Source organism: Legionella sp. ST3F1 (genome assembly GCF_048553315.1).
Taxonomy (GTDB): domain Bacteria; phylum Pseudomonadota; class Gammaproteobacteria; order Legionellales; family Legionellaceae; genus Tatlockia; species Tatlockia donaldsonii.
The window spans coordinates 85,429-99,700 of record NZ_JBLZIO010000003.1 but is presented as its reverse complement, the minus strand read 5'-3'; the positions used below and the strand labels follow the sequence as shown (position 1 = coordinate 99,700).

Sequence of the window (14,272 nt, the reverse complement as noted above, 5' to 3'; positions counted from 1 at the left end):
ATCGTTGCTAATAAAATAAAGTGTCACCTTAGGGGAAATCATAGAATATTTCAATGAGCAGACTGAGAAAATTCATCTTTTTGCACTAAGAAACCCTTAAGAAAATGTGTTATAACCTTTTCAGCCTCTGAAAGTTAAATTTTTAAGTTGCAAAATGCTCACTGTCAATATTTGGTATTCTACCGCAGTTTGGAAAAATAAACGCCTTGCCAAAGAGCCTGGCGGGCAACCAAAATATGACAATAGGTCATGTAATGCGTATACTTTAGCAATCCTGAGTCATTTAATGGCAAAAATTTATGTCACGCGAACAACGAATCACTGACTTACTCTCTACAGAATTAAACCCTTTCTTTCTGACTGTTGAAGATGAGTCCCATAAACATCATGTCCCTGTAGGTGCTGAAACCCATTTTAAGCTCGTCATTGTCTCTGAAAAATTTGCTAAATTAACTCTCATCGCGCGCCATCGTTTAGTTAACGGGTTATTGTCGCAAGAATTTAATAACGGTTTACACGCTTTAAGTCTGCATTTATATACTAAGGAAGAATGGGAAACTCGCCATAGAACCACCACTAACTCACCTGCATGCCGTGATGGTTATCGCCATGGATAAAAATACCACCAAGACACCACAATACTGGCAGAGCGAATGTTGTCTAACGCCAAAATCACGCGGGTTCCACCTTATTAGCACGGAAATAAAACAAGCTTTGCTTGCAATGCCCCCCATACATACTGGTTTGGTGCATTTCTTTCTGCAACACACATCCGCCTCACTCGCTATCAGTGAGAATACCTGCGCGGATGTGCCACTGGATTTGGAATCTTTTTTCAATAAAACAATACCCGATAAAAACAGCCTTTATCGTCATACACTGGAAGGTGAGGATGATATGCCAGCACATATAAAAAATGTAATCCTGGGGGTGAGTCTGACCATCCCTTTACAGAAAGGCCAACTGGCATTAGGGCAGTGGCAGGGAATCTACCTTTGCGAACACCGTAATCATGCCTCTGCACGCCGTATCCTGATTACGGCGCACGGTCATCTTTAATTACAGAGTAGCTTGTGGTACTTGAGCGGGTTTGCGTTCGGCAGTTGCAACCGGTATAACAATGTTTCCCAAATGGGCTGCCGTTTTAAATAGATTGGTGAGATTAGACAACACACCGCATCCAGATGCAACGTCATTAAAAACAGCGCCTAAACACATAAAATTTAGAGCAATTGAACCCGCATTGCCAAGTGGAGAAGGCTTTTCTACCAAAGCTAGAATACTCACAAAGTAAGTCAAGGCATCCAAGCCCCACGCCCATGCATGCTCAGGATCACTGGCCATCTCATTCAGAGCAACAAAAAGCGCCGCAGTGTTCAACGCTTGCATAAGTGCACGTAACTTATTTTCCCGATTAAAAAAACCAAACATCCTTGCTCCTTTAGTAATCAAAACAAATAACTATAACAAAAATACCCTGACTGGTGCGTTATGTTTTTTATATACCACCTCATGATTTTTTAAAATTTCCACTGAACTACTGACTTTACAGAAAAAATGCTTTTCATCACTTCCTGCATTCACTTATAATGCTTATCTTTTTGCCAATACTGTCTTGGGACTGTCAACTACTATGAAAGCCTGGTCTTCCGAAAAAATTTCTGTACTGGCACTCGTTTTATTAATTACAGGTGCCATTGACAGTATCCGTAATTTGCCAGCAACTGCGCTTTTTGGTTCGTCACTGATTTTCTTTTTTGCCTTTTCAGCCCTGGTATTTCTCATTCCGGTTGCTTTGGTTTCCGCTGAACTATCATCTACCTGGTCTGAAGAAGAAGGTGGGATCTATAGTTGGGTTAAACATGCCTTTGGTGAAACTGCTGCTTTTTTTACCATTTGGCTGCAGTGGATCAATACCATGGTCTGGTACCCAACGATACTCTCGTTTATTGCCGGAACCCTGGCTTATTTAATTAATCCAGAGCTTGCACAGAACAAATACTATTTAATTGGCGTCATTTTAGTCGTTTTCTGGTCACTCACTATTCTGGGACTGGCTGGTTTACGTGCTTCAGCAGCCTTCGCCAGTTTTTGTGCTGTAGTAGGTATGATTCTACCTATGGGGTTTATTATACTCCTTGCTCTTATATGGCTCCTCAAAGGTAATCCTATCGCTATTGATTTGAGCTGGCATAACCTGATTCCGCATTGGAAGGATAGTCAGTCATGGGTGTCCTTAACAGCAATTATGACCTCTTTTCTCGGTATGGAATTAGCAGCCGTACACGTACGTAATGTGCGGGATCCTCAGCGTAATTTCCCCCGTGCCATGCTCTTCTCGGTAACCCTGATCCTGACAACTATGATTCTTGGCTCATTGGCTATTGCCTTTGTGCTTCCACAAGAAAAAATAAGCTTGGTGGATGGCGTGATGCAAGCGTTCTCTAACTTTTTTAAATCCTACCATTTAACAGCTCTAATGCCTGTCATTGTTATCTTATTATTACTTGGCAGCCTGGGTAGTATGGTGAACTGGATTATCTCACCTGCCAAAGGTTTGTTACTTGCCGCCGATAATGGTTTTTTACCTCATTGGCTTTATCGTAGAAATAAACATGGTATCGCCTCGCGGATCTTAATTCTTCAAGCTGTACTGGTTACCTTCCTCTGCAGCGGTTTTCTATTGTTTCCTTCGATCAATGCTATTTATTGGTTGTTTACCGCCCTAAGTACTGAACTCTATATCATGATGTATGTTTTAATGTTCATTGGTGCTTGGCGTTTAAAGAAAAAATTTGCCCACATGCCTCGTCCTTTTGTCATTCCTGGCGGGCGAGTCGGTTATTATTTAACCTGTGTTCTGGGTCTTATCGGTTGTGCAATGACACTGGTCGTCGGGTTTATACCTCCTGAAAGCAGTATGGATATGGGGGGGGCTGGTCATTTCCGTTTAGTATTTGCGAGTGGTATCCTAATCATGATCTTTCCCGCATTTTTACTCTATCTGCGTAAAAAAAGGTTGGATATAAAATAAGGGGTTTGCCCGGCAAGGCTGCTATTTTATACTGCAGCTTTGTAAGTTGACTCCAGGGTATTCATTGAACTTCTTTCAAAACTCGCTGCCATGAGAGACGTTTATTAAGGGGGTCTACAGCCATGACAGACAAACTTGCACAAATACGCATAGAAATTGATAAAATTGATCAGCAGATCCTTGAGTTAATACGCGATCGTGCGGCCTTGGCTGTGGAAGTAGCCAAGATTAAGCAACAGCAACAGAATCCTGTTTATTATCGCCCTGAGCGCGAAGCACAAATCTTGCGCTCCATCGTAGCCAATAATAATAGTTTATTGCCAGATCATGAGGTCGCCCGTATCTTTCGCGATATTATGACAGCCTGTCTTGCCTTACAACAACCATTGTCCATTGCTTACCTTGGTCCTGAAGGAACTTTTTCGCAGCAAGCGGTTGAGAAACATTTTGGCGAAAGCGTTAACATGGTACCTCAAGCATCGATCGCTGAAGTCTTTAAGCAAGTGGCAAATGGTAATGCTAACTATGGTGTTGTCCCTATTGAGAACAGTACCGAGGGCATGGTTAATATCACTCTGGATAATCTGATTACCAGTGATCTCCAGATCTGCGGCGAAATATCGCTGCGTATTCATCATCATTTTGCCCGTCTCGACTCTGAAAAGCCGTTGAAAATTATTTATGCCCATCAACAAACGCTAGCTCAATGCCAGCGCTGGCTGGCCACTCGTTATCCCCAGGTAACCCTAAAAGAAGTCGCTAGTAATGGTCTTGCCGCTCAACTTGCGGCCCAGGAACCTGAATCGGCAGCTATTTGCAGCGATAAAGCCGCAGAAATTTATCAATTGCAAAAATTACATCAACATATTGAAGACTACGCAAACAACACCACTCGCTTTATCATACTCGGTAAACAATTACCTACTCCGAGTGGTCATGATAAGACTTCACTTATTATTTCCACACCGCATGAGCCGGGAAGTCTGCTTCATCTGCTTGCTCCTTTCGCTAAATACAATATTAACATGACCTTGATTGAATCACGTCCTTACCGACATCGTAATTGGAGCTATCTCTTTTTTATTGATTTTGAGGGACACCAGACAGAACCCCATATCAAGGCAGCCCTGGATGATCTTGGCAGTATGTCGGTCATGATGACTCTACTTGGCTCTTATCCCCAAACCATGGGATAAAAAAGAACGGTCCTATTGGGCAGATCTTGCGAGAAATTTTTCTAAAACCTACTCACATAGATAGCTATGCTGCGCATTTTTAAAAAAATTTTCTCGCGACCTGTGCTCAAATCTGACCGTTCTTGCATTTTTCTTTCTGTAGTGTGTTCCGAGAAATCTAATAATATTACTGTGGTGTAAGCCTAACTTAGTTCTTTCACCCACTTGTGAGCCATCACCAGATCTTCTTGGGTATTTATATCTTGTAACGGTTGTAAACAGGCGTCATCGACTCTAATTTTATGCCCAGACCATAAAACACGGAGTTGCTCTAACGCTTCATGGCTTTCCAGCTCGCATACAGGCCAAGTAACAAAATCAAGTAAAAAAGCCGCCCGATAAGCATACAACCCAATATGGCGAAAAACGTGTTTAATACTGCCAGGTTCATCACGATGGGCTGGAATCGCACTTCGAGAGAAATAAAGTGCGTTATTATGGCAATCACGTACTACTTTCACCACATTAGAATTCGCTAATTGTTCATAATGATCAATTGGCCAACATAATGTTGCCACAGGGCATGGGGAATGATGTAAATTATGTGCAACCTGTGAAATAAGCTCTGGCGCTATTAAAGGTTCATCGCCCTGAACATTAACAATAATGTCCTCGGGCAGAAATTGACCCTGTGCCACTACCTCAGCAATTCTATCAGTACCTGTCTCATGAGCCGGATCAGTCATACATACTTGCGCACCAAAATGACTGGCGTGCTCCGCAATCAACTCATTATCTGTCGCTATAATGACTGATTTAGGATTTGCTTTCAGCGCTTGCCTATAGACCCGCTCTATTACTGTATAACCCGCCAATTCCATCAATAACTTGCCAGGCAACCGCGTAGATTGGTAACGTGCAGGAATAATCACATGAAAATCAATACTCATAAACGTTCCTTTTCCTCTAAAGGAATCAAACGTGCTTCTTGCTCCAACATCACCGGGATCCCATCACGAATAGGATACGCTAAACGGTCAAAACGGCAGATCAACTCATTTTCTTTTAACAGCAATTTTCCTTTACATAGCGGGCAAACCAAGATTTCTAACAAACGTTTATCCACGTGTTTCTCCTTGCGTTATTTGATTGCGCACATAAACAGGCAATGCCTCTGCTGCACTAACCGCTTTTACCTCACCACTTAAGGCAAGGCGAATCATTGCTTGTGCATGGGGGTAGATTGTAAAATGATTCACAAGCCGTGTATGTAAAGACACCGGTAATTGCCGCAAGTAAGCATCAAAACCAACACCAGCTAAAACGAATTTTTTTTCACCAGGTACATGAATATCAGCAGCATCACAAACCTGCTCTTTGCTCTCGTTCGCATCACCAGCAAAACAACCCCAATAAAGCTGATTCATCCGAGCATCAAGAACGGCCAGTATAGCAGCATCCTTTGCTAACCTATTCTGAACTCGTACTTCATTGGCTATAGCAGCCAGGCTACTGACCGGCAATAAAGGCAAATCGTGAGAATAAGCCAATCCCTTGGCCACACTGCAGGCAATACGCAAACCAGTAAAACTACCAGGGCCCCGTCCGTATACAATTGCATCGAGTTGGCTTAAACAGAGTTCACTGTCGGCCAGTAACCGGTCAATCATCGGTAAGAGCATCTGCGCGTGCTGACGCTGTACCGCCTGTTCTTCACAACGAATCTCACCATTTAATGCCAAGGCCACAGACGCTTTTTCTGTTGAAGTGTCAATTGACAATAGATTCATTTTGTAAGGCCAATTCATGAATAAAAGTTAATACTGTTTGCTCATCGCGTGTTTTACGCAGTGAAGGTAAACTTGCAAAAACGTAACGACCATAGTCTCTACCCGTTAACCGTGGATCAGCAATCATTAATACACCTCGATCACTGCTATCCCGAATCAGACGCCCTATCCCTTGTTTCAAGGCTAAAACAGCATTGGGTAAGGATAATTCATCGAAACCAGATAAACCACGTGACTTTAGATAGGCCATTTTACCACGTATCACCGGGTCAACCGGGCTGGCAAAAGGCAGTTTGTCAATGATAACACAAGAGAGAGCCTCCCCTTTGACATCCACACCTTCCCAAAAGGTCGCTGTACCCAAAAGTACTGCATTACCGAGCTGGCGAAACCGTGCCAACAAGATTGGCTTGGCTTCTTCCCCTTGTACCAACAGGGGATATTTTAAAGTATTGGCCAGTCGTTGAGCAACTAATTTTAACGCTCTATGACTGGTAAACAGGAAAAAACACCGCCCACCACAAGCATCAATAACGGGTAAAGCCTTCTCTAACAGACTATCGTAATAACGATTGTCTTTAGGATCAGGCAATTCACGAGGTAAATATAGCAGGGCTTGTTGTTGATAATCGAAAGGACTTGGCAGTAACAATGTTTCGGCCTGGGTTAAACCTAAAGGTTTGGTAAAACAATCAAAAGAAGAGGCCATTGTTAAGGTGGCAGAAGTAAAGACATAAGCGCAATGTTGTCGGGTTAACAGATTATGGAACGCTTCGGCGACATCAAAAGGCGTGGCATGAAAAACCAAGGTGTGCTTAAAACGCTCCAGCCAACGGATTTGTGCTTTGTCGGTCTGGCTAAAACGCCCCAGTATCCGCTTGAAATCTTCCAATCGTTTTAAACATCGTGCCAGACCGGGAGTCTCTTCAATCGTTGCCTTAGATACACAATCCAATAACTCATCAACCAAAGCAAGCAGAGCCTCCCAACTTTGTCTAAATGCTTTATTGCGCTCCAATTCTTCCCAAGCGATACGTTCCTCACGTACTGTCAAAGCGCACAGCAATTGTTCAATAGCCTGCTCCATTTGGAAGCTCAATTTCTTCAATGGCTGATTCGCCAAATCAAGCACCGGCCATTCACGTAAGAAATCGTCTACCAAATCACGAAGCTGGCGCGTACCTAAGCGCTCACCATTAAAATTCATGGCAATTTCTGCTAACTGATGGGCCTCGTCAAATACAACCACATCAACACCAGGTAACAGTTCACCAAACCCCTCTTCTTTTAAGCGAGAATCAGCAAAAAACAAATGGTGATTAATGACAACAACATCCGATTCAAGTGCTCGCTTACGCGCCTTTACCAAAAAACAGGTTGCGTGATGCTCGCATTCACTGCCAAGGCAATTTTCCGTTGTTGAAGTAACATAGGGCCAAACGGGTGAATCCTCACTGATCTCGGGTAATTCGGAACGTTCTCCGGCAGTCAATTGGGGCAGTTTTTCACGTACATGTAAAATCTCATGGGCACATTGCGGATTAATAAAACGCCCCTCTTCAGCATGTAAATTGACCCGATAACGACAAAGATAATTGGCTCTTCCCTTAAGATTTTGTACTCGTACGGCCACACCCAATGCACGTACCAACATGGGTAGATCTTTATGAAAAAGTTGATCTTGAAGCGTTTTAGTAGCAGTAGAAATGAGTGCTTTTTTGCCACTTAGCAAACAAGGAATTAAATAAGCAAAGGTTTTTCCAGTCCCTGTTCCTGCCTCCGCAACCAAGGTTGATTTCTCCATAATAGCCTTGGCTATCGCAGTAGACAAAATCACTTGAGGAGCACGGGCTACAAAGCCGGGAATGGCTGTAGCAAGCCGGCCGTTATTGCTCAATACACGCTGACAATGCTTACTGACATCGTCAGCCGAGTTTATTACTTCGTCCACTCTTTTTCTAAATATTGCAGCTTGCCTTCTACACCTTCCCAAGATTTAGCGTCATCTGGGGCATCCTTTTTGGAAGTGATATTCGGCCAGGTTTTAGCAAGTTCAGCATTGAGTTGTAAAAATTGTTTTTGATCGTCAGTTAAATCATCCTCAGAAACAATGGCATCAACGGGGCATTCAGGCTCACACAAGGCACAATCGATACATTCTTCAGGGTGAATGACCAAAAAATTGGGACCTTCATAAAAACAATCCACTGGACATACTTCAACACAATCAGTGTATTTACACTTAATACAACTTTCTGTAACAACAAAGGTCATGGCAGAACCCTTAAACTTCATTAACAATAAGGCTTATTAAAGCATAAATTGCCTTAGTCCCGCTAGCTCACTTGGTAGACTTCTCTCAAAAGGCTACTGCATGGGCACCTTCCTTCGTCGATACAGTACTCGAATCCTCATCTACTGACGTGTACACGCGGTTCTGTGCGCCATGTCTCCTGGAACTACTCTCACTACAGCGAGTTCAAAAGAGATCCAGTGAATCCAGGATGATCAACGTAAAATTCTATTCAAAATCAAGTTTTGGCCCAACCGGAACAATCTGGGAAGGGTTAATTGTTTTATGACTGAAATAATAGTGTTGTTTAATATGCAAAAAATTAACTGTTTCTCGTACACCAGGGTAATGATACAGCTTGTGTAAATAGGCTTGGAGCGCTGGGTAATCACTGATTCGCCGTTGATTGGTTTTAAAATGACTAAAATAAACTGCATCAAAACGAATCAACGTAGTAAAGAAACGCCAATCTGCTTCAGTTAATTGACCGCCTACCAAATAATCATGACGGCTCAAATGAATATCCAATTCATCCAACACCTTGAATAACTCATAAAAAGCGAGCTCATAGGCTTCTTGGCGAGTTGCAAAACCGCATTTATAGACACCATTATTGACAGCGTTGTATATCTTGTCATTGATCGCATCAATCTCCGCTCGTAAGGCAGCGGGATAAAAATCTTGTTTATCACCCGTTAAATGATTAAAAACCTGGTTAAATTGACGAATAATCTCTGCTGATTCATTACTAACGATAGTCTCTTCTTTTTTGTCCCATAAGACCGGTACAGTCACTCGACCGCTATAATGAGGATCTGCTTTGCAATACAGCTCATATAAATAGCGCAAGCCATATAAGTGGTCTCCTGTAGCCCCCATTTCTGCTTTAAACTCCCAACCCTGTTCAAGCATGTGAGGATGAACAATAGACAGACCAATATAATTTTCCAGTTTTTTAAATTGTCTAAAAAGAAGAGTACGATGAGCCCAAGGGCAGGCAAGCGATACATAAAGATGATAACGTCCCTTTTCTGCCGGGAAACGGGCATCGGACTCCAGACTAATTGCATTTCTGAATTGCGCTGACTCTCTTTTGAAGGCACCCTCTGTTTTAGCAGTATCGTACCAATTATCTTGCCATTGACCGTTGATTAACAAACCCATCCTATCCTCCTGCTGAATTAGAGCTGGGGCATTTCTACCATCCCTTAAACGGACGAAATGTGAAATAACCCAAGCTATGTCTATTCACACTTTAAACAAGAAGAAAACGAAAATTTTTCTGAATTTCAGTCAAACTAAATTTATTTAGGAATAGAGAAAAACTCATCCATGCACTCAGTGCAGCAAGATCACGAAACGGTGGTGGTAAATACACCGGCGGAATTAAAAGTCCGCGTTCTTTTAACTCACCTAAGAGAGGTAGATCATCCAATACCAGCTTACCAGTAAATAAAAGCGGGATAGAATCAATTCGACGCTGACTGATGGCAAAACGCATGTAATTATAAATTAATAAAAACCCTTTTGCATAAGACAAGTCTTTGGTAAATGGCCCTCCCTCAGGGGTACTGCCCCTAAATACGCGTACAGCATGATTATAGCTATCGTCTGCTGTTAAGCCGCATTCAATAAAATAACGATAGATGTCAATAAAATTAGCCCCTTGTCTTACTTTATCAAGAGCAATAACACGATTTGTTATTTTACGTACCCGACCAGGATAGGAGGAAAAAGTAACAACCTCAGTAATAACCGCTAATCCTTCCTGAATCACACTACTTGAAGGTGAGCCTTTGGAGAGGAAAAAACAATAAGGCTGCATGGCACCATTTAGAGTCGTGCCAACATGTACCCAACCCTCATGCACTTCAAGATATTTCAAATCACGATCACTGAATTTGGCATGTTGACTTAATTTGATACTATCAGCTCCCGCAGAGGCATCGGCAACCATATCATCACTGACCATGACTGTCACTTTGCCGGGATGCTGATCAAAAAAGCAGCTTAAGCGCTTTTGCAATAAATCTTGCGCCTGTTTAGGCGTATATTGTTTAACATCCGCCTCCGACTGTAATTGCACATCCAACGCCGTTAATACATCAAAAAGCAGAGTACCCAATTCGGAAAGGCGTGGTCCGCCTGAATAGAAAGCATCGTTAGGACTGCCATACAATTCCATGGCTAACTCGCAAAAGGCAGGAGTACCCCGCATTGCTAGCATTTGAGCGGCTCTGGAATATTCTTCACATTGCCGTTTAATTAAACGAACAACGGGTGAATATTGACCTAACTGATTTTGTGCATCACGCAAAATACAACGAAACTCTTCCTGCTTCTCTGACGCATCAAAGGGTATCGGTTTATTATCGTAGTAAGCTTTATCAATTGCAGGCAACTTCTCTGCTTTGTTACGAAAAAAATCCTGCTTAATTGAATCATCCCATTTAATACTATCCAAAATGCGTATGTTACGCTGTGCTTCTACTAATCGCTTTGACAATTCCTGGATAATAACTAATTCGTCTGATTCTGACATAAGTGCCAACCTTAAATTAGGTAATTTACGAGCTAAGTGCCGGATCCGTCGGAGGAGCAATACTTACCTGCGCATTTTGGTTTTGCGGAGGTAAATCATAGAAATGGCTTATATTACTATCCGTTAAAGGGGGCGGCACTACTACTGTAGTACCATTTTTACTGCGTAAATACAATTGCTCACCATTACTTGCATATTGCGAACAAGCCGTTAACAGCATAATTGATAAAACAAGGAATCCAATTTTTTTCACAACAACCACCCTCAATTTAAACAAGTTGCAAAGTACGAAGTACTTGCTCTAAAGCGTGATGATGCTCTTCTGACAAGGAAGTCAGAGGTAACCGTAATTCATCATTCACTAATCCCATTCTGCTTAAAGCCCACTTCACAGGAATAGGATTTGACTCCACAAATAACAACTGATGTAACGGCATCAGTTGCTCATTGATACGTAAACAAGCAGCATGCTCATTGTCTAAGCCAGCATCGCATAATTTTGCCATATGCCTGGCAGCCACATTTGCTGTCACTGAAATGACACCTTTTGCACCCGCTAAGAGCCATTGGGCAGCAGTCAAATCATCGCCACTATAAACATCAATACTCGCCTCACAACTACGCAGTATTTGTTGTAATCGCGTCATCTGCCCTGTTGCCTCTTTTATCCCTACAATATTTGATATTTTGGCGAGTCGCACCACCGTTTCAGGTAGCAGATCACAGGCAGTCCGGCTCGGCACGTTATATAATATAATAGGTATTGCCACAGAATTGGCAATATGGCTGTAATGCTGATACAGCCCTTCTTGGGTCGGTTTGATATAAGCTGGTGTCATAATAAGTGCCGCATGAACACCGTACTCCATAGCCATCTCAGTCAACTCTATACAATCCCGGGTAGCATTCATTGCTGTACCGGCAATAACTGGAATACGCTCTCTGACCTGGTCAACAACTGTCTTTATCACTAACAATTTTTCTTGATGAGACAGAGTCCCCGATTCACCCGTGGTCCCCGCCGCAACAATTGCATGTGTACCTGCTGAAATATGAAATTCAACCAATTCACGTAACCGCTCTACATCCACTTTGTCTTCTGACATTGGAGTAACTAATGCAACTATGCTGCCTCGAAACATAACGCCCTCTTTTCCTGAAAACGATTTGCCAATACTACTGGGGGATAGATAATTTCTCAAGCCAAAAAGCGGTTACCAGAAAAGTTGGTTATTCTTGAGCTAATAAACCTCTTCATTCCGCATTCCTGATTAGTCACTGGTTTTCTACCCAGAAGTAAAATCCAAATCATGTTAACAACCGCATTATGAACAATATTTACGCAAATGATTTCTTTTTGTACTAATATGACTATGAAGGGATCAACTTAGAAGAGGATAGTCATCATGAGAAATATCATAGGTACGTTGTTTTTCTTGAGCTTATCAACAGCAGGACTGGTTTCTTGTACAAGCACACAAGTAGGAACTGCCACAGGAGCCGCAGCAGGTGCTGGTATCGGTTATGCTGTCGGTGGTGGTTGGGGATCTGCGATCGGTGCAGGTGCAGGAGCCTTAATCGGTAATCAAATCGGCCAAGAGCAAGACCGAAGATACTACTATCGACACGGCCATTATTATTACTACTAATTGGCTTCCATTTTGTCTTGAATCATAGGCTTGTGCAATCTATGCGTGGTGTTAAGGCAAAATGGAAAACCCGTTGCTATACTGGTAAAGAATAATAAAAAACAGGGAATGTAAGCATGCGATTAAAAAATAAAGTAGCTATTGTAACCGGTGCTGCCAGTGGAATTGGTAAAGAAATTGCACTTGTCTATGCGCGTGAAGGAGCAAAGGTAGCCATTGCTGATCTGAACCTCAATCAAGCACAACAAGTTGTTGAAGAAATTCAATCCATGAAACACCAAGCCATGGCAGTAGAAATGAATGTTACGGATGAAGACCAAGTAACAAAAGGTGTTGATGCAGTTGCCAAGCATTTTGGTGGTGTGGATGTTTTGGTAAGTAATGCAGGTATCCAGATTATTGATCCAGTCGATAAACTTTCTTTCGCCAATTGGAAAAAAATGCTTGCTATTCATTTAGATGGTGCCTTTCTTACTACTCGAGCCTGTTTAAAGCATATGTACGCTTCTGGCAATGGTGGGAGTATTATCTACATGGGCTCAGTCCATTCTAAGGAAGCATCCAAATTAAAAGCACCTTATGTGACAGCAAAACATGGCCTACTCGGCTTATGTAAGGTTGTTGCCAAAGAAGGGGCGGCTTATGGTGTGCGAGCTAACGTAATCTGCCCGGGCTTCGTACGTACTCCTTTAGTCGATAAGCAAATTCCAGAGCAGGCTAAAGAATTAAAGATTAGTGAAGACGACGTTATCAAAAAAGTTATGCTGAAAGATACTGTCGATGGTGAATTTACTACCATTGATGACGTCGCACAAACTGCTTTATTTTTTGCCTCTTTCGGTACCAATGCATTGACTGGACAATCTTTAGTAGTAAGTCATGGTTGGTATATGGAATAACCGCACAATAAAAGATGATCACCTGCTTTTTCAAAGCAGGTGATCATGAACGGCGGGCCACTAATAAAGACAGGAGCCTAAGAATGAATGAGTCAGAAGTGAAAAAAAATGCGTTTGCCATGCCCTTTAGTAGCCCCTCTTATCCACCAGGTCCATATCGCTTTATTAACCGTGAATTTTTAATTGTTACTTATGAAACGGATATTGATTTGCTTCGTGAAATTGTACCTGCGCCATTAGAAGTGGTCGAGCCGCTGGTAAAATTTGAAGTTATCCGCATGCCGGATTCAACGGGTTTCGGTGATTACACCGAATCAGGTCAGGTCATTCCCGTACGCTACAAGGGTAAACCTGGCAGTTATACCCACGCCATGTATTTGGATGATCTTCCTCCTATCGTTGGCGGACGTGAAATCTGGGGCTTTCCTAAAAAACTTGCTCAACCCCGATTAACCGTTGAAAAAGAAACCCTCCTTGGCTCGCTTGATTATGGTTGCAATCGAATTGCCACAGCCACTATGGGTTATAAGTATCAAACGCTGGATTGCAAAAAAGTTGCTGAATCCCTGGTAGCACCCTGTTATTTATTAAAAATAATTCCCCATGTTGATGGCACCATACGCATTTGTGAGTTAGTTGAATACGAATTAACTGATGTCATTATTAAAGGAGCATGGACCGGGCCTGCCCAGTTAGAATTGTTTCATCATGCCATGGCACCCATTGCTAAACTGCCAGTGAAAAAAGTTGTGAATGCCGTTCATATTCTCTCTGATCTAACTCTACCCTATGGCCGGGTAGTGCATGATTATCTGAAATGAACGCATAAAAAAGAATTCATCAACTTTCGGATAAAACGTGTTGAATTCTTAAAATTAATACTTCAAAAT

At 42.3% G+C, this 14,272-nt stretch carries 17 protein-coding genes; 7 read left to right on the top strand and 10 right to left on the bottom strand.

Annotated features, from left to right (window positions below):
- The first annotated feature begins 299 nt into the window (after positions 1-299).
- Positions 300-617, top strand: coding sequence for a BolA family protein (locus ACN4Z1_RS03735; RefSeq protein ID WP_115220681.1), 318 nt, complete (start codon positions 300-302; stop codon positions 615-617).
- A complete protein-coding gene (locus ACN4Z1_RS03730) occupies positions 610-1,059 on the top strand; it encodes a secondary thiamine-phosphate synthase enzyme YjbQ (protein WP_228363190.1) in 450 nt (149 codons plus the stop codon). The genes ACN4Z1_RS03735 and ACN4Z1_RS03730 overlap by 8 nt, the downstream gene beginning before the upstream one ends.
- Here ACN4Z1_RS03730 and ACN4Z1_RS03725 read toward each other — a convergent pair whose 3' ends face one another.
- A complete protein-coding gene (locus ACN4Z1_RS03725) occupies positions 1,060-1,431 on the bottom strand; it encodes a hypothetical protein (RefSeq protein WP_228363191.1) in 372 nt (123 codons plus the stop codon). It abuts the gene before it with no gap.
- A 202-nt stretch (positions 1,432-1,633) separates the two neighbouring features.
- Here ACN4Z1_RS03725 and ACN4Z1_RS03720 point away from each other — a divergent pair, with 202 nt between their 5' ends.
- Together ACN4Z1_RS03720 and pheA are read left to right on the top strand one after the other, a co-directional pair.
- Positions 1,634-3,034: an amino acid permease gene (locus ACN4Z1_RS03720; protein WP_115220678.1), complete on the top strand. Its 1,401-nt coding sequence runs from the start codon at positions 1,634-1,636 to the stop codon at positions 3,032-3,034.
- 122 nt (positions 3,035-3,156) lie between these two features.
- Entirely contained in the window at positions 3,157-4,230 is a 1,074-nt protein-coding gene (gene pheA / locus ACN4Z1_RS03715) for a prephenate dehydratase (protein WP_419388085.1), read from the top strand.
- 182 nt (positions 4,231-4,412) lie between these two features.
- Here pheA and kdsB read toward each other — a convergent pair whose 3' ends face one another.
- The 9 genes from kdsB to dapA form a co-directional block, all read right to left on the bottom strand.
- A complete protein-coding gene (kdsB, locus tag ACN4Z1_RS03710) occupies positions 4,413-5,159 on the bottom strand; it encodes a 3-deoxy-manno-octulosonate cytidylyltransferase (RefSeq protein ID WP_228363193.1) in 747 nt (248 codons plus the stop codon).
- Positions 5,156-5,335, bottom strand: coding sequence for a Trm112 family protein (locus tag ACN4Z1_RS03705; RefSeq protein WP_115220675.1), 180 nt, complete (start codon positions 5,333-5,335; stop codon positions 5,156-5,158). Before ACN4Z1_RS03705 ends, kdsB begins: the two co-directional genes overlap by 4 nt.
- Positions 5,328-5,999 (bottom strand): tRNA (adenosine(37)-N6)-threonylcarbamoyltransferase complex dimerization subunit type 1 TsaB, encoded by a 672-nt coding sequence (gene tsaB / locus ACN4Z1_RS03700; protein WP_228363194.1) that lies wholly within the window; start codon positions 5,997-5,999, stop codon positions 5,328-5,330. The genes ACN4Z1_RS03705 and tsaB overlap by 8 nt, the downstream gene beginning before the upstream one ends.
- Positions 5,980-7,950, bottom strand: coding sequence for an ATP-dependent DNA helicase (locus ACN4Z1_RS03695; protein ID WP_342767870.1), 1,971 nt, complete (start codon positions 7,948-7,950; stop codon positions 5,980-5,982). The genes tsaB and ACN4Z1_RS03695 overlap by 20 nt, the downstream gene beginning before the upstream one ends.
- The gene (gene fdxA / locus ACN4Z1_RS03690; protein ID WP_115222655.1) at positions 7,938-8,273 is read right to left on the bottom strand and encodes a ferredoxin FdxA; all 336 of its coding nucleotides are present in this window, start codon (positions 8,271-8,273) and stop codon (positions 7,938-7,940) included. Before fdxA ends, ACN4Z1_RS03695 begins: the two co-directional genes overlap by 13 nt.
- 247 nt (positions 8,274-8,520) lie before the next feature.
- Positions 8,521-9,456, bottom strand: a complete 936-nt coding sequence (locus ACN4Z1_RS03685) for a glutathione S-transferase family protein (RefSeq protein WP_228363195.1) — start codon at positions 9,454-9,456, stop codon at positions 8,521-8,523.
- 91 nt (positions 9,457-9,547) lie between these two features.
- On the bottom strand, positions 9,548-10,834 hold the full coding sequence (locus ACN4Z1_RS03680; protein WP_115220672.1) for a flavohemoglobin expression-modulating QEGLA motif protein: 1,287 nt from the start codon (positions 10,832-10,834) through the stop codon (positions 9,548-9,550).
- A gap of 25 nt (positions 10,835-10,859) precedes the next feature.
- Complete coding sequence (locus ACN4Z1_RS03675) at positions 10,860-11,087, bottom strand: hypothetical protein (RefSeq protein ID WP_228363196.1); 228 nt, start codon at positions 11,085-11,087, stop codon at positions 10,860-10,862.
- 16 nt (positions 11,088-11,103) lie between these two features.
- Entirely contained in the window at positions 11,104-11,976 is an 873-nt protein-coding gene (gene dapA, locus ACN4Z1_RS03670; RefSeq protein ID WP_228363197.1) for a 4-hydroxy-tetrahydrodipicolinate synthase, read from the bottom strand.
- A gap of 264 nt (positions 11,977-12,240) precedes the next feature.
- Between dapA and ACN4Z1_RS03665 the strand changes: the two genes are divergently transcribed.
- From ACN4Z1_RS03665 to ACN4Z1_RS03655, 3 genes are all read left to right on the top strand, one after another.
- Positions 12,241-12,483, top strand: coding sequence for a glycine zipper domain-containing protein (locus tag ACN4Z1_RS03665; protein ID WP_058446496.1), 243 nt, complete (start codon positions 12,241-12,243; stop codon positions 12,481-12,483).
- Positions 12,484-12,599: 116 nt separating this feature from the next.
- Positions 12,600-13,382, top strand: coding sequence for a 3-hydroxybutyrate dehydrogenase (locus ACN4Z1_RS03660; RefSeq protein WP_115220670.1), 783 nt, complete (start codon positions 12,600-12,602; stop codon positions 13,380-13,382).
- 83 nt (positions 13,383-13,465) lie between these two features.
- On the top strand, positions 13,466-14,203 hold the full coding sequence (locus ACN4Z1_RS03655) for an acetoacetate decarboxylase (protein WP_228363198.1): 738 nt from the start codon (positions 13,466-13,468) through the stop codon (positions 14,201-14,203).
- Positions 14,204-14,272 lie beyond the last annotated feature (69 nt).